Annotated in this window: 12 protein-coding genes; 4 read left to right on the forward strand and 8 right to left on the reverse strand. The window is 70.9% G+C overall.

All coding sequences use genetic code 11. The annotated features are described in order from the left end of the window. The first annotated feature begins 449 nt into the window (after nt 1–449). Nucleotides 450–1,274 (forward strand): class I SAM-dependent methyltransferase, encoded by an 825-nt coding sequence (locus ACIBCM_RS17080; protein WP_399243910.1) that lies wholly within the window; start codon nt 450–452, stop codon nt 1,272–1,274. A gap of 267 nt (nt 1,275–1,541) precedes the next feature. On the opposite strand, the gene ACIBCM_RS17085 is transcribed toward ACIBCM_RS17080, so the two are convergent. After that, a complete protein-coding gene (locus tag ACIBCM_RS17085) occupies nt 1,542–2,678 on the reverse strand; it encodes a YbhN family protein (RefSeq protein ID WP_399244385.1) in 1,137 nt (378 codons plus the stop codon). A gap of 299 nt (nt 2,679–2,977) precedes the next feature. Here ACIBCM_RS17085 and ACIBCM_RS17090 point away from each other — a divergent pair, with 299 nt between their 5' ends. Further along, nucleotides 2,978–4,042: a class I SAM-dependent methyltransferase family protein gene (locus ACIBCM_RS17090; RefSeq protein ID WP_399243912.1), complete on the forward strand. Its 1,065-nt coding sequence runs from the start codon at nt 2,978–2,980 to the stop codon at nt 4,040–4,042. Here ACIBCM_RS17090 and ACIBCM_RS17095 read toward each other — a convergent pair. The 3 genes from ACIBCM_RS17095 to ACIBCM_RS17105 all read right to left on the reverse strand — a co-directional run bounded on the left by ACIBCM_RS17095 (nt 4,017) and on the right by ACIBCM_RS17105 (nt 7,022). Continuing rightward, a complete protein-coding gene (locus ACIBCM_RS17095; RefSeq protein WP_399243914.1) occupies nt 4,017–4,511 on the reverse strand; it encodes a DUF1772 domain-containing protein in 495 nt (164 codons plus the stop codon). The two genes, ACIBCM_RS17090 and ACIBCM_RS17095, sit on opposite strands and share 26 nt — an antisense overlap. 327 nt (nt 4,512–4,838) lie before the next feature. Then, nucleotides 4,839–6,416: a von Willebrand factor type A domain-containing protein gene (locus tag ACIBCM_RS17100; protein ID WP_399244387.1), complete on the reverse strand. Its 1,578-nt coding sequence runs from the start codon at nt 6,414–6,416 to the stop codon at nt 4,839–4,841. 279 nt (nt 6,417–6,695) lie between these two features. Beyond that, the gene (locus ACIBCM_RS17105) at nt 6,696–7,022 is read right to left on the reverse strand and encodes a hypothetical protein (RefSeq protein WP_399243916.1); all 327 of its coding nucleotides are present in this window, start codon (nt 7,020–7,022) and stop codon (nt 6,696–6,698) included. Between the two features lie 209 nt (nt 7,023–7,231). Between ACIBCM_RS17105 and ACIBCM_RS17110 the strand changes: the two genes are divergently transcribed. Further along, a complete protein-coding gene (locus tag ACIBCM_RS17110; protein WP_399243918.1) occupies nt 7,232–7,933 on the forward strand; it encodes a DNA-binding response regulator in 702 nt (233 codons plus the stop codon). A gap of 258 nt (nt 7,934–8,191) precedes the next feature. Here ACIBCM_RS17110 and ACIBCM_RS17115 read toward each other — a convergent pair whose 3' ends face one another. The 3 genes from ACIBCM_RS17115 to ACIBCM_RS17125 all read right to left on the reverse strand — a co-directional run bounded on the left by ACIBCM_RS17115 (nt 8,192) and on the right by ACIBCM_RS17125 (nt 13,060). Further along, nucleotides 8,192–9,214, reverse strand: coding sequence for a DUF1963 domain-containing protein (locus tag ACIBCM_RS17115; RefSeq protein ID WP_399243920.1), 1,023 nt, complete (start codon nt 9,212–9,214; stop codon nt 8,192–8,194). Between the two features lie 211 nt (nt 9,215–9,425). Then, complete coding sequence (locus ACIBCM_RS17120; RefSeq protein ID WP_399243922.1) at nt 9,426–10,283, reverse strand: ABC transporter permease; 858 nt, start codon at nt 10,281–10,283, stop codon at nt 9,426–9,428. Continuing rightward, nucleotides 10,280–13,060, reverse strand: coding sequence for an alpha/beta fold hydrolase (locus ACIBCM_RS17125; protein ID WP_399243924.1), 2,781 nt, complete (start codon nt 13,058–13,060; stop codon nt 10,280–10,282). Before ACIBCM_RS17125 ends, ACIBCM_RS17120 begins: the two co-directional genes overlap by 4 nt. A gap of 597 nt (nt 13,061–13,657) precedes the next feature. Here ACIBCM_RS17125 and ACIBCM_RS17130 point away from each other — a divergent pair. Continuing rightward, on the forward strand, nt 13,658–14,836 hold the full coding sequence (locus ACIBCM_RS17130) for a S8 family peptidase (protein ID WP_399243927.1): 1,179 nt from the start codon (nt 13,658–13,660) through the stop codon (nt 14,834–14,836). Between the two features lie 130 nt (nt 14,837–14,966). On the opposite strand, the gene ACIBCM_RS17135 is transcribed toward ACIBCM_RS17130, so the two are convergent. Further along, a complete protein-coding gene (locus ACIBCM_RS17135; protein ID WP_399244389.1) occupies nt 14,967–15,461 on the reverse strand; it encodes a DUF4291 domain-containing protein in 495 nt (164 codons plus the stop codon). Nucleotides 15,462–15,509: the final 48 nt, after the last annotated feature.

Consider the following 15,509-nt stretch of genomic DNA (forward strand, 5'->3'; position numbering starts at 1 on the left):
GCTTCACCGCCCTGCTGCGACAGGACGGCGGCGACGGTCTCTCACCTCCGCACGAGTTCACAACGCTTCACGGCGCACTGACACCACCCCCCAGGCCATGCGTTCGACAGGGGGAGAAAGTCATGCCAACTCCGGAGGCCGGGCGCCCCATTGCGGGGCCACCAAAAAGGTAATGGGGGGCGGGAGGGTGCTGAGGCCGGGAACCAGGGTGCGGACGGCCGGGGTGCTCCGGCCTGGGGCCGCGGGCCGGGGGTGCTGGGACCGGGAGGTGCCTCGGCCCGGGGCCGCTGGCCGGGGAGGCGGGTGGCCGGGCGGAGGTGCGGCCCGGAAGGGGGGCGGCGGCCCGGGAGCCGGGTTCCGGTGTCGTCGTGGGGTGCTGCGGCCCGGGAGGGACGACCGGGGCAGAAATCGTGTTGAGTGAGGTCAGGGGCCCGTGGCGGGCTCATCCGATGGCCGATCGAGCTTTCTCGGAACCCGCACTCGCCGCCCTCTACGACGTGCTCCATCCCTCGGAGGGACGGGCCGACTTCTCCTTCTATCTCCCTCTGATCATGTCCGCGCGATCCGTGCTCGACGTCGGCTGCGGTACGGGAAGCCTGCTGCACTCCGCCCGCCTCGCCGGTCACACGGGACGGCTCGTCGGCCTCGACCCGGCGCCCGGGATGCTGGAACAGGCCCGCGCCCGTCCCGCTGTTCCCGCTGAGAGCCCCGGGGGTACATCCGCCGCGCCGGACATCGAGTGGGTACTGGGTGATCTGCGGTCGTTCCGTCCACAGGGCGAGTTCGAGCTGGTCGTGATGTCGGGCCATGCCTTCCAGGTGTTCCTGGAGGACAAGGAACTGCGGGACGCGCTGGCCGCGATCGCCTCCGCGCTGACCGACGAGGGCCGGTTCGCCTTCGAGACGCGTAATCCTCCCGCGCGGGAGTGGGAGTCCTGGAACACCACCGAGGCGGACGACCACGCGGTCATCACCCCTTCCGGTGACCCGGTCCATACGGTCATCGAGGTGGAGACCCCGGTGACCGGGGACATCGTCTCGTTCACCTCTACGTACTCCAGCCCGGCCTGGCAGCGGCCCGAACACAGCCGCAGCAGCCTGAGGTTCCTCGGCGTGGACACCCTGTCGTCCTTCCTCTCCGGGGCCGGGCTGACGGCCGACCGCCAGTACGGGAACTGGGACCGCACCCCGGTGACCAGCACCAGCCCTGAGATCATCACCATCGCGCGCCGCCGCGACCCGGCGGGGAGCGACGAGGCCCGGCGGATGCCCTAGCCCGGGAGGCGTCGGAGATCCCGGAGGCGCCGAGGTTCCCCGGGGCCGTACGGGAATCCCACTCCGCCGAGCGTGCCCGGCCCCCGGAGGCGCACCCCGGTTCCGAAGGCCGAGGGCTCGGGTCATTGGGCTCGGGGCCATGGGCTCGGGGGGCTCGGGCACTCAGACGTCGGGGCTCAGGGGGTTGAGGCCCAAAAGCTCGGCGCCCCCGGGGCACGGGGCTCAACAGGTCGGCGCCCCCGGCACGAAGCCCGGCTCGGGAACTCGTCACAGGATCCGGCGGCGGACCAGCACCGCGAGCACCGCCACTCCGGGCAGCAGGGGCAGCCACACGGTGAGGAAACGGAAGCCGATGACCGTGGCCGTCGCGACGACCAGCGGCGCACCGGCCGCCACCAGCGAGAGCGCCAGGGCCGGTTCGACGGAGCCGATACCGCCCGGCGCGGGGATCAGCCCGGCCGCCATACGCGCCGTCAGATGGGCGATCACGACATACGCCCAGGGCAGGGAGAGCCCCAGCGCGAACGCGACACACACGAGCACCCCGGACTGGAGCAGAGGAAACGCGAACGCCCCTCCCCACAACGCCAGCGTCCGGGCCGGCATCGCGTGCAGGGTGCGCGCGTCCATCAGCGCCGTACGCAGAAACCCGGCGACGACGCGGCGCAGCCGGCGGACGGTCACCAGGACGGCCCCCACCACCGCCAGCGCCCCGACGACGGCGAACCCCAGGGCGAACCCGGCGGTCGACAGCACCCGGCCCGGCGGCAGGAGTTCATGCAGCCGGAGCGCTCCGGGGAACGCCATCACCAGCCCCACCAGCAGCGCGATCCTGGCGACCGCCTCGACCAGGGTGTAGAGGGCGAGCGCCGCCGTCGAACGGTCCAGCGGAACGCCACAGCCGCGCAGAAAGCGCAGGGTGACCACATGCGCGCCCAGTCCGACCGGGAGCAGATGGTTGGCGGCACCGGCCGCGAACTGCGAGGCCAGCAACCGTCCCGCGGGCAACCGTTCCACGATCGTCCCCTGCCGTACGCAGGAGGCCGCCACCCAGCACAGCCCGGTGAGTACGCCGCCCATGACCAGCCAGCCGGGGTCGGCCGCGCCGAGACGGCCGACCCCGGAGGTGACCAGGGACCAGTTGCCGAACGTCCAGACCACGACCAGCGCGAACGGCACCAGACAGACGATCCGCCGCACGGGCAGCCGACGCCCCCACCGCCACGGAAACTCCCGCCGCTCTCCACCGACCGGTGAGAGGGCGTCGGTCCCGGCTCCTGCCACGGCCAGGGTTCGGACGCCGGTCTCCGCCCGGCAGTCCGCTCCCGCGTGGATCTCGGTCACTGCCTGGGGGGCGGTTGTTGTCCGGGGTTCGGATACCGACTGGGTACGGGTCCGGGACATGGCCACGCTCTCGACCGTCCTTCTTGCTCCAACGACTGCTCTGACGTTCAACGGCCGGCTCCCCACTTCGGTTCGTTCTCGTTGAAACGGCGGGACCGAGCCCCTTGCAGGAACCTTTCGTCATGGGTAGCTCCCCCGGCCGGACCGTCATCCGATGGAGGGGCCGACGGCAGGAGCAGTCATGCTCCTGTGTACGGCAGAACACGGACGGATACTCACAGACTTCGATGAGGACTCACTCACATGCCGAGTAGCTGCACGGATACCGTCCTCAGGTCCATGCCCAGAGGCTGATACCCATGAACGGGCGACTGAAGAACATGCAATGGGCCACGATGCGGCTTCTGCTGGGAACCGTCGGGCGGCTCAGCGACGGCATCCGCATCGGATACCGTCACGGTTTCGACAGCGGATCGATGCTCGACTATGTCTATGTCAACAAAGCCCACGGCCGTCTCGGCATCGGGCGGATCATCGACCGCGTCTATCTGAACGCCGTCGGCTGGCGCGCCATCCGCGCCCGGCGCGAACTCCTCAAGGAGATCCTCCGCCAGGAGATCGCCGACCGCGCGGGTCCGGCCGGTGAGGCCGGTACGAGCAGGAGGTCCGGTGCCGCCGGAACAGACGGCTCAACCGGGTCCGCCGGTGCGATGGCCGAGCCCGGGACACACGGGCCCCTCGGACCGGCCGGCTCCCGGAGCAGCGGGCCCGGACCTGTCGGCCCCGGGACCAATGGGCCCGAGAGCTCCCGGTCACACGGGCAGCGCGGGCCGCTCACTGCGACCGCTCCGGCCGGGAGCGCCGCACGGACGGGACGGAGCGGGCCCCGGGCCAACGGGTCGGCCGTACCGGTCGCGGTCCTGGATGTGGCGTCCGGACCGGGCCGCTATCTCCAGGACGTCGTCGAGGAGTTCGCCTCCGGAACCGTACGGGTGGAGTGCCGCGACCTGGACCGCGCCGGACTCGACCAGGGCGAACGCCGGGCCCGGGAACGCGGACTGACCGCCATCACCTACTCCCCGGGGGATGCTCTCGACCCCCGACCCGGTGACCCCGCCCCCGATGTGATCGTCGTGTCCGGGCTCTATGAACTGCTGCTCGACGACTCCGTCATCGCCGCCTCCATCGCTCGGCTGCGCACCCTGCTGGCGCCCGGCGGGGTTCTCGTCTTCACCACCCAGACCCGCCACCCCCAACTGGAGTTCATCGCCCATGTGCTGCCCAACCGTGACGGGGCTCTGTGGGTGATGAAGTGCCGTCCGGTCGAGCAGGCGGAACGCTGGGCCACCGATGCCGGCTTCACCGAGGTCAGCAGCCGCCGGGAGTCGGTGGGCCTGTTCACGGTGACGACAGCGCGGAACTGACCAGCAGCACGAACGCCGCGATCGTGAACAGGGTCCTGACGAGATGGAGCCTGTTCCAGCGGGGCTCGAAGGCCGCCCTGACCTCGCTGTCGGCCCGGCCGCTCCCGTCCCCCGATGCCCCGTCCTTCTCCGCTGCGGCCAGTGCGTTGTTCAACGGAACGTTCCCGGCGACGGTGATGATGTGGTTGATCACCGAACAGACGAGGCCCGCCACCAGCAGCCAGAGCTGGGTGTCACCACGATCGTCGACGGGAACCACGAGACACACCGCGGGGAACACGATGATCCCGAAGAAGGTCAGCAGGAACAGCGGCCGTGGCACCACTTCATTGATACGGCGCATGGCCGCCAGGAACTGTTCGTCGGAGAGCCGGGCGAGCGCGGGCATGACCCCGGTCCGGAACGTCAGCATGAAGCCCGCGTACAGCCCGGTCGAGATGATCGCGAGAGCGAGAAGCACAGTGGCCATGGCACACATGATGGCCCCTCACCCCGTGCCGGCCACCCCTCGCTCACACCGATCCGCTCACCTTTCCCCTCCGTAGTCCCCTTGGGCCCCTTACCTCTCCGGGATTCCCACCACTGCCGTCATCCGGGATCCCCGCCCGGTCTCCCCGGCACGGCCCGTGGCCCACGGCCTCCACCGACGGTCTCGGGCGGCAGTGCCTGCTCCGCCGCCTCAGGATCCCGGCGATGTATACCCGGGCCCGCCCCGGTCGGGTGGCTCCCGAACCCCCGCGGTATCCGCTTCCCGCCTCCGCGGATCCCTCTCTGTCCGGCTCGGGTGTTCCGTGGCTCAGTGCTTGAGCCGTTCCGCCTGCCCGATCGCATCCGCGAGCCGGCGCACCTCCTTGTCCTCCGTCCTGCCTGCCAGTTCCCTTGCCCGTGCCGCCAACTCCCCGAGCCCCGGAGCGCCCGGCATCGCCCCACCGCGCAACGACTCGGCGAAGTAGGCCGCGACCGCCGTGACCTGGAGCCGGGCCGACGCCTCGCCCCACAGCTCCCCGTCGATTGCGCCGGTCGTGACCGAGCCCGACTCCTCGCGCGGATCCCTGGTCGCCGGGTCGAGCCAGCGGACGGTCGCCGTCGCGAGATGACCGCTCGCACCCGCCCTCAGGCGTACGGCGTACAACGCCGTCACGGTGTGGCCGGGCCCCACCTCACCGCCGTCCACCCGGTCGTTGCGGAAGTCCTCGTCCGCCACGGCCCGGTTCTCATAGCCGATGAGCCGGAACTGGCGCACCGTTTCGGGGTTGAAGGCCACCTGTGCCTTCGCGTCCCGTGCCCGCAGCTCCACCTGCGTGGGCAGGGTGTCCCGGAAGACCTTGCGGGCCTGCTCGGTGGTGGACACATAGGTGGTGTGCCCATCGCCCTTGTCCGCGAGCTGCTCCATGAGCGCGTCCCCGTACTCACTGCCGACGCCCACGCCGAACAGGGTGATGCCGTAGGTCCGCCGCGCGTCCTCGATCCGCTCCAGGATGGCGTCGGCCCGGGTCGCGCCGGTGTTGGCGAGGGCGTCGGAGAGGAGCACCACCCGGTTGGTGGCACCACTCCGGCGGCCCTTGACCGCCGTGTCATAGCCGGTCCGCACACCCGCCTCGACATTGGTGGACTCGGCCGGCTCCAGGCTTTCGATCACCTCCTTGACCCGGTCCCGGTTTCCGTCGAGCCGGGTCATCGGCAGCCGGGTCCTCGCCGTGTCGCTGAAGGTGACCAGCGCGACCGAGTCATCGCCGCGCAGCTCCCCGGTGAGGATGCCGAGCGACTTCTTCACCAGGTCGAGCCGGCCGGGCTCGCCCATGGAACCGGAGATGTCGATGACGAAGGTGAGGGCGGCGGGCGGCCGTTCGCCCGTGCGGTCGGAGGGACGGGTGGCTAGCCCGACCCGCACCAGCGACCAGTCGTCGCCGCCCTCTTCCTCCCCTCCGGCCTCTCCTCGGATCTCGCCGTCGGTACCCCGGGGGTGGGCACCGTCGACGGTCACCGAGAAGCCGTTGCCCTTCGGCCTCGGATAGTCCTGCCGGAAGCTGTTGATGAACTCCTCGGGCCGGATGGACTCGGCGGCCGGCCGCTTTCCGTCCTCCAGCGTGCGGCGGGCGTAGCCGTACGAGGCGGTGTCCACGTCGAGCGCGAAGGTCGAGAGGTAGTCCGCCGGGGGGCGGGCACTGTCCGATTCCCGGTCCCGCTTCTTTTCCTCCGCCCCGTCCACCGGACCGTCCGGGCCGGTCGCGGGGGCTCCGCCGCCCGGGAGCGCGGGGGTCGGCGGTGCTTTCGCGCCGCCGTTCCTCGGCAGGGAGGTGTCGGACGCGGTCTCCCGTTCGCTCCCCGCCCCGTCACTGCTGCAACCGGAGGTCAGCAGGACCGCGCCGGCCATCAGTGCGGCGAGGACTCCCCTGGCTGCCCGGGTGCCGGACACCCGCCCGCCGTGCGCCCGTACGCGGATGGAGTCCGGCGCGCAGAGGGACGTCACGGTACCGGACGTCCATGCGTCACCATCGAGTTTCCTTGCGCTGGGCTTCATCCCGGCTCCCCGTGAATCGTCGGCACTTGTGACTGTGACGTCCGGAGCGGTTCACAGGAGCCGTCGGAGGAGTTGCGGATGGATCTCAATGCGGCAACGGGCCAGACCGCTGCCCGGTCGCGCGGCGCCCGGTCAGCCTTCTTCCCAGCTCACACTTCCCACCCCGCTCCCTCCTCCGCAGGTCCCCGACGACCATCCGGACTGGCCGGGGCTGAGGGTGATCCACTTGCCGTTGACATCGGGCCACAGGCCGCAGACGACGACGGCACGGAAGGCGACCACCTGGCTGCTGTGGTTGGAGCAGTCCGCCCGGCCCGTCCAGCCGTCGGTGCTGGTACTGCATGACAGCAGCGCCGGCCGTGGGGCGGATTCCGCCGCGTGGGCGATCGGGCTCATGGCGATCAGCGGCAGCGCGACGACGGCGGCGGACGCCGCCATGGCGGTGATACGACGGATCATGGTGAACTCCCCTTCGCTGGAAGGCCTCACTCGGTTCTCGTGCCTACAAGCGTGTCCAGCCGGGCGCCTGAATCAAAGCGAGTGGCAAGGACTCGCCAGTCTCTGACCAGGACCTTGTCACGGTGCGCTTTCGTGTGCGTACATGGAGTCGCGCGCGGATCCGGGGGGACGGACCGTGTGTCAGCGGGAATACCGGGGGATGATGTGCCATGTCAGTGGCGGTGGTTCCGGGCTCCGTGCTCGGCAGGGAAGTATCGCGGTCTGTGCTGCGGGAGGCGCCGGGGCAGCCCGTTCGGGGAGTCACACGTGTCAGAGCGGCCCTCGCCGGCCTGGTCCGCTCGGCACGCCATGAGCTTCTGAGCTTCGACGACCCGGCGGGCGCGCTCGGCCAGGGTGTGCCCGAGCCTTTCCTGAGATTCGCCGGAATATGTGTGCGGACTGCCGCCGCCCGGACGACGACGGTGCGGCGGATCGCCCCGCGTCACGGTCTGACCCATATCCGCGAGCCCTGGCGCTGTCCCGGCGAGGCCAGAGTCACGGACTCGATCCCGTTCAAGATAATCGTGGCGGACCGCTCGGTCGCCGCCGTCCCGCTCGATCTCGATCTGCACTACAACGGCGTACTGCTGATCCGGGACCCCGTCGTCGTCCAGACCCTCGTACGCACCCATCGTGCCTGGTGGGACAGCGGCGACGATCTGACCAGGCATGTGCTGCCCCATGCGATGCCCGCCCATCTCCAGCCCGTCCTCCAGGCCATACTGGCCGGCCTCACCGACGACGCGGCCGCGGCCCGTCTCAATATGTCCGGCCGGACCTACAGCCGTCGGGTGGGCGAACTACTGGCCGCTCTCGGCACGACGAGCCGCTTCCGCGCCGGAGCGGAAGCGGCCCGTCGGGGCTGGATCTAGTGCGGTGACGGCACGTCTGAAGCTCTTCCTCCGAGACGAAGGAGACCCCCGGCCTCTTCAGCACGGGGGCGGAGGACGTGATTCAAGGGGGACGCTAGTGCTGTGGCCGGAAAGGTTTGCCGTGGGCCCGCGGCGTCCGGTGCGGTGCAGCGCAAGGCGGAGGTCCGCAGCTCGTACTCGCCGTACTCGCGCGGTCCGACAACGCAGCGAAGTGCCGTGCAGGGCGTCGCGGGCCGGTGAACGTTTCCGGCCACAGCACTAGTGAACCCAGCATCCCGTATCAGCCCACCGGTTGTCGTCCATGGCCGGTGGGGCGGTGGCGTCCGCCGTGAACACCAACGGTCCGTCGCCCCAGCGATCGTAGAGTGCGAGCAGCGAGTCCCGCGGCCCGGCGCAAGGCCCGCTCTCATGGGAGTGGCCCGGAACATCGGAAGGCGCGGAGCGGCCACACGGGCATGTCCCCCCGGCCGGCGGGCAGGAGGCCGGGCGCCCCAGGAGCATGGCCGTCCATGGCCTGTCCCCCACCGCTGCCGCGTTCAGCAGCCGCTGGACGTCTGCGAACACCTCGAAACCGGCGTCCATCTCGTCAAGCTGCTCGTCCAGGGCCTCGGCGAGCGCGTCATAGCCCCGGCTCTGCCAGCCGGCCTTGTAGTTCGCCGTCAGAAACAGCCCCCGATGCGGGCTCACCCGTACCGGCCGGTCAAGCTCGGGGCCGAGGCCGAGGCCGCCGAGGTAGTCCAGATCGTCCGGCGGACGGATGGTCCGCAGCTCGTGCAGGGGGACGTCGGCATGAAGCACGACATGGCCGGGTCGGGAAGGGGCTGCCTCCTTCTCATCGCGGAAGAACCACAGCCAGCCGCTCGACGGCAGCCATCCGGCGTCGGCGACGCCGGGTACCCGGGCAAGGTTGATCTGTGCGGTGAAGGCGAGTGCGGCCTCGGTGGCGTTTCCCTCGTCCTCCCAGCGCGGCACGATCCGAGTGGTGGGCCACTGCCATCCTCGGGGCAGATCCGGCACCCCACCCACGCGGGAGCCACCGATGTCGCCGGATTCCGCCGGGCCGCCGTCACGGACCGGCGTGAGCAACCAAGCAGGACGCACCAGCGCCCGGATGCTGTCGACGAGACGGTCCCTGGCGGGCTGGTCCAGGGCGTCGTCCCACTCGTCGGACGCCTCCAGCACCGCCCTGGTCAGCATCGCGTCCAGATCTTCCGCGAGCAGGTGCCGGTTGGGCTGTGGGCGGGGCGAGGCCGAAGACGAGGCGGGTTGAAGTACAGACATGATGAGCAGGCTAAGCGGCTCTCTCCAGCCGGCACGCACATGTCACCACCGCCCCGCCCGGACGCCGTCGGCCCGACGGCCGTGTCCGGCGCACACGGCACCCGACTCACCCGCGGCCGTACGAGAGCGGAACTCGCTTTGCGGCCGCGGGCACCGGACGCCGCGGGCCCCGCCCGTAGGACGACGGACGGGACCATGGCGGTGAGACGGACTAGGACACGATGTCCTTGCGGGCAAAGTTGCGGAAGGCCAGGGCGAACAGCACCAGCGCGTACGCCACCGAGACGGCCGCACCCTTCACCATGCCGCTCCACTCCAGCTGGGGCTGGAGTGCGTCGATCCAGGCGAACTGCCAGTGTGCGGGCAGGACATCACGCCAGGAACCGAGGGCCGTGACCGCGTCCAGCACATTGCCGACGATGGTCAGTCCGACCGCGCCGCCGACCGCGCCCAGAGGAGCGTCGGTCTTGGTGGACAGCCAGAACGCCAGCCCCGCCGTAACCAGTTGGGAGACAAAGACGAAGGCCACCACCAGCGCCAGACGCGGCAGCGTCTCGGCGGTCGGCAGCGTGCCGCCCGTGGGCAGCTCCAGCGGCCCCCAGCCGTACGCGATCGTGCCCGCCGCCAGGGCGACCAGCGGCAGGAGCACCATCGCCGCGGCGCTGAAGCCGAGTGCCACCGCGAGCTTGGACCACAGCAGCCGGGTCCGCGGGACGGGCGCGGCCAGCAGATAGCGCAGGGAGGACCAGTTCGCCTCGGACGCCACGGTGTCGCCGTGGAACAGCGCGACCGGGACCACCAGCAGAAAGCCCGCCGAGACGAACAGACAGGTGGCGGCGAAGTTGGCGGCCGAGGCGGTGGCCGTGTCCATGAGGGTGATGCGGCCGTTCTCCCGGCCGTCGGGCGAGCCGCCGACGGCGAAGGCAACGATCAGCACGAGGGGCAGCGCCGACAGCACCCCGGCCATCACCATCGTCCGCCTGCGCTTCAGCTGCCGTACCGCCTCGACACGCAGCGGCAGGGTGCGCCCGGCCCGGTAGCCGGGTGCCGAGTCGACCAGCGTACTCATGCGGAACCTCCGATCAGGGTGAGGAAGGCGTCCTCCAGGCGGCGATGCGGGCCCACTCCGGTCAAGGGGACGTCCATCCGTACGAGTTCGCTGATCAGCGCGGTGGCAGAGGTTCCGTCCAGCCGGATGAGGAGCCCTTCGTCGACGCGTGCGGCGGACCCGATTCCGGGCAGTGCGCCGATCTTCTCGACGACCGGGTCGGACACCTCGGCGGCGGTGGTGACGAGGAGTGTGTCGCTCTCGCCGGTGATCTCCGCGACCGGCCCGGCCTGAACGAGCCGCCCCCGGTCCATGACGACGAGATGGGTGCAGGACTGCTCGACCTCGGACAGGAGATGGCTGGAGACGATCACCGTCCGGCCACCGGCCGCGTACCGGATCATCACATCCCGCATCTCGCGGATCTGTGGCGGGTCGAGTCCGTTCGTCGGCTCGTCGAGAATCAGCAGATCCGGCATACCCAGCATGGCCTGGGCGATGGCGAGCCGCTGCCGCATGCCCTGGGAGTAGGTGCGTACGGCGCGGGCGAGGGCGTCGCCGAGGCCCGCGATCTCCAGGGCCTCCGCGATATGGGCGTCCTCGGCGGGGCGGCCGGTGGCCCGCCAGTACAGCTCCAGATTCTCGCGACCCGAAAGATGCGGCAGAAAACCGGCACCTTCGACGAAGGCACCCACCCGGGAGAGCACGGGCGCGCCCGGCCGGATGGCATGGCCGAAGACACGGATCTCACCCTCGTCGGGCCGGATGAGACCCATCAGCATCCGCAGGGTGGTCGTCTTGCCCGCGCCATTCGGCCCGAGGAGGCCGAGGACCTGGCCCTTCTCGACACGGAAGGAGACGTCCCGTACCGCATAGCGGTCGGAGGACCTGGTGTATCGCTTGGTGAGGCCGGTGATCTCCAGGGGGACTCCGGCGAGTTCGGGATCGGGGGCCGGGGCGACGGCGCGCCTGCGGGCGGTGAACAACAGCACCGCCGCCACCAGCGCGCCCGCGGCCGGGAGGCCCCAGGTCCACCAGGGCAGCCCGGCGGCCCCGGTCTTCACGGAGGGCGCGGTGGGCACGGTGAGGGTGCCGTTCCCGGTATCGGTGCCGTTCCCGGTGAGGGCGACCGTGTAGGTGGCAGGTGAGGCCGGGGAGGCGTACCCCAGGTCGGTGGCGGAGAGCACCAGCCGCAGCCGGTGGCCCGCGTCGACCTGGTGGTCGACGGCCGGCAGGGTCAGGGTGATGTCCTTGCCGCGCTGGGCGTTCTCGACATGGACGGGGGCGACGAGCTGGGAGGGCAGGACCTGTTCGCGGCCGTCGGGGCCGACGTCGTACACCTTCCCGAAGAGGACGGCCTCCCCGGTGGTGGAGGCGACGTTGACGCGGACCGTGGGTGAGCCGGTGATCCGCAGGGACTCCTGGAGCGGTTCGGAGTCGAAGCGGGCGTACTGGCCCGGGAAGTCGAGGGAGAGTCCGACACCGAGCGAGGAGAACTGTCCGAGTCCGCCGCTGAGGCCGGGGACGCCGGAGATCGCGGGCGGGCTGGCGCCGGCCGGGTTGGCGAAGCTCTGCTGCCGACCGGAGAGCGCGATGGGCCGGGGACCGCTGTCGAGGCCGGGATAGCGGTTGCCCGTCGCGCCGCGCAGCAGAGCCTGGCCGTCGGTGGAGTCGACGCCTCCGGTACGGCTGACCCGGAAGGCGGGTCCGGTGTCGGTACCGGTGTCCTGCCGGAGATGGCGGTCGAACCAGGCAGTGACACGGTCCTCGACGCGGCCGCTCTCACGGTCACCGCCGTCATGACCGCCGGCGATCCAGTCGACGGCGACGGGCGCGCCGTTGGCGCTGATCCGCTGGGCCATGGCGTCGGCCTGCCCGAGCGGGAAGAGGGAGTCGGCCTGGCCCTGGACGATCAGCGTGGGCACCTTGATCCGGTCGCCCACGGCGGAGGGGCTCCGGGATTCGAGGAGGCGCCGCGCCTCGGCGTCGGGCTTTCCGGCGACGGCGACCCGTTCGTACATCGCGCAGAGTCCGGGCTGGAAGCGTCCGCAGCCGCCGGGCGGTACGGGGGACTTGGCCGGCCCGGATCCGGGTGCGGTGGCGCCCGCCGCACCTCCGGGCGAGTCGCCGGGGGTGGTGGTGGGTTCTTCCGTGGCGGGGCCGGTGGCCGGGGTGCCCACCGAGCCGGTGGAGAAGAAGATCCCGGCCCACAGCTTCTTGAAGACGCCGTTCGGGAACAGCGCGTCCGCCAGGTTCCAGTAGGTGATCGCGGGCGCGATCGCGTCCACCCGGTCGTCGTGACCTGCGGCGAGCAGGGAGATCGCCCCACCGTAGGAGGCTCCCGCGATACCGACGCGCGGGTCGCCGTCGGCGTCGAGCCGGACCTCGGGGCGCTTCGCCAGCCAGTCGATCAGCCGGGAGACGTCCTTGACCTCGAAGTCCGGGTCGTTGAGTCCGATCTGCCCGGTGGACTCGCCGAAGCCGCGGGCGGACCAGGTCAGCACGGCGTAGCCGTCGCGGGCCAGGTTCTCGGCCTGGGCGCGCGCATCGTCCTTGCTGCCGCCGAAGCCATGGGCGAGAAGGACGGCGGGGCGCCGTTCGTCCGAGTCGCCCACGGTGAAGTACGAGGTGTCGATCTTCGCACCGGGCATGGTCTGCGTCCGGTCCTCGCGGTGTACGGGCGCGGGAGTGTCGTCGGCGACCGCCGTCCAGGTGCCCGCACCGGCGAGGGCAACGAACGCGGCGGCGCCCGCGAGCCATCGGCCTCGCGAGCGTGGCCGGGGAAGTCGGATCTGCATGTTTGAAACCTTAAGCGGTCTCTTCGGGGGGCTTCCGCCGACGCCAGGGGGAAGTCGGCGACATCCCTGAGGAGTAGTGGGCACGGCCGACTACACCGGACGCGGTACGGGCCGGAGCGCGGTCGTCGGACTTGTTCATCGCGGGGGGGGGCCGGAGGCCGCGCGACCCCGACGGGGGCCCTGGAGGCCGGCGCGACCCGACGGGCCCGGCGGGACGTCTGTGTCCCCGGACCCCGCGTACGCCGGGGCCGGCCCGCCGGGCTCCCCGCGCCCTTGGGCACGCGTACGGGCAGGGCCCGCGGGACGACCCGCGCACTCGGCCGCATACCTTGCGGCCCGCCGCGTACAGGATCGGGGTGAGCGAACGGCCCCGGGGTCCGCCCGTCGTCCATGATCGCGGTGCGCGGCCCCGCCAGAGGCCCGCCCGCCCCGCCCTGCGCACTTCTCGTGGAGAACCACCCCCAGCGCTCTTGTGTCATGTCTCATGTCACGAGACTCTGTTCGGCGCGACGCGCGTTCGAGGCGTCGGCATCACCTTGGCACCCCGCACGACCGTACTTGCCCGTAACCCGGTCAACGAAAGGTCAGGTGCACGAGATGAGAAGCATGGCCCGCCGCTGGGGCGCGCTGATACCCGCGGTCGCTCTCGCGGCCGGTATCCAGTTCGCCGTGTCCCCCGCCGCGCAGAGCGCACCGGTCGGCGACCTCCGTCTCGCCCCCACGGCAACCGCCGTACCCGACAGCTGGATCGTCGTCCTGAAGGACGGCTCGACGCGCGCCTCCGACTTCGGCGTCACCGCGAAGCACACCTATCGCAGCGCCCTCAATGGCTTCTCCGCGAGGCTGACCCCGGCGAAGGCGGCGAGGCTGGCCGCGGATCCCCGGGTGGCGTATGTGGAACAGGACGAGAGGGTCCGGCTCAACGACACCCAGACGAACGCCACCTGGGGCATCGACCGTATCGACCAGCGCGATCTGCCGCTGTCGGGGACCTATACGTACAGCAACCCGTTGACGACCGTGCACGTGTACGTCATCGACACCGGAATCCGTACCTCCCACCGTGAGTTCGCGGGGCGTGCGAGCATCGGCGCGGACACGGTGGGCGGAGGCCAGAACGGGCAGGACTGCCAGGGTCACGGCACCCATGTCGCGGGCACGATCGGCGGCAAGACCTATGGCGTGGCGAAGAACGTCAGTCTCGTGGCCGTACGGGTCCTGGACTGCCAGGGCGCCGGCAGCACGGCCGGGGTCATCGCGGGCATCGACTGGGTCACAGCCAACGCCCGGAAGCCTGCCGTGGCGAACATGAGCCTGGGCGGCGGGAGCAACGCGTCACTGGACAGCGCGGTGAAGCGTTCCATCGGCTCGGGCGTCAGCTACGCGGTCGCGGCCGGCAACGGCAACATCCTGGGCCAGCCGCAGAACGCGTGCGGCTACTCCCCGGCCCGCGTGCCGGAGGCGATCACGGTCGGCGCGACGGACCGTACGGACCGCAGGGCGTCCTTCTCCAACTACGGGACCTGCCTGGATGTGTTCGCACCCGGCGTGGGCATCACCTCGGCCTGGCGTACGACCGACTCCGCCACCGGTACGATCTCGGGCACCTCGATGGCCAGCCCGCATGTGGCGGGAGTCGCGGCGCTTCATCTCGCGCGCACCCCCCACGCCTCCCCGGCCCAGATCCGGAACGCGCTGGTGAACAACGCGACGAACGGCAAGGTCATCGACCCGCGCACCGGTTCGCCGAACAAGCTGCTGTACTCGGTGTTCTAGCCCCCCCCCGCCAGGGCGGAACCCTTTCGTCCGGTGTGAGGAATCGTCCGTTGCGAGGAAGCCCCCGGACACGGCCGGCACCAGGGCCGGGTCCAGGGGCCGACTCGATGTCTGGTTCTTCCCGCGGTCCTCATCCGCTCCCGGCCGCCTCATAGGGGCACTCGCCGGGCAACAGCGCGGCCGCCGCCTCGCGTTCCCCGTCCCGTACGAGCGCATGGATCCGGTGGGCCAGCGGCGTCACATCCGTGATGGACACGGTCCACTCGTCCGCGTACCGCCGGGACGCCTCCCCGGAGAGTCCCAGCTGAAGTGAGCGGTACGGCAGCGGCCGGAGGTCCAGATCACGTTCGGGATCCCACTGCACCCGCACCGGTGACCGGCGCAGTTCGTCCTTCCAGGTCTTCCGGTCGGGGTGCACATCGCTCGCGTAGTGCGAGAGGCAGGCGTTCCGCACCGCCCAGTCGAAGCCCTCACGGGTGATCTCGACGGCGAGTACGGTCTCCTGGTTCTCCTTCAGCCCCCAGCCGCAGCGATACATCATCCACAGGAACGAGGGCTTGACCCATGTCAAGTCATGTTCACAGTCCTTTTGGATTCGCCCTTGCTCACGGCTGCACGGGGTCAGGCTAGGTGCCCCTTCTGCACGAACCGGGGAGCTGCCGCCCCACCGGCA

Origin of the sequence: Streptomyces sp. NPDC051018, from assembly GCF_044456085.1 — a bacterium.
Lineage (GTDB): Bacteria > Actinomycetota > Actinomycetes > Streptomycetales > Streptomycetaceae > Streptomyces.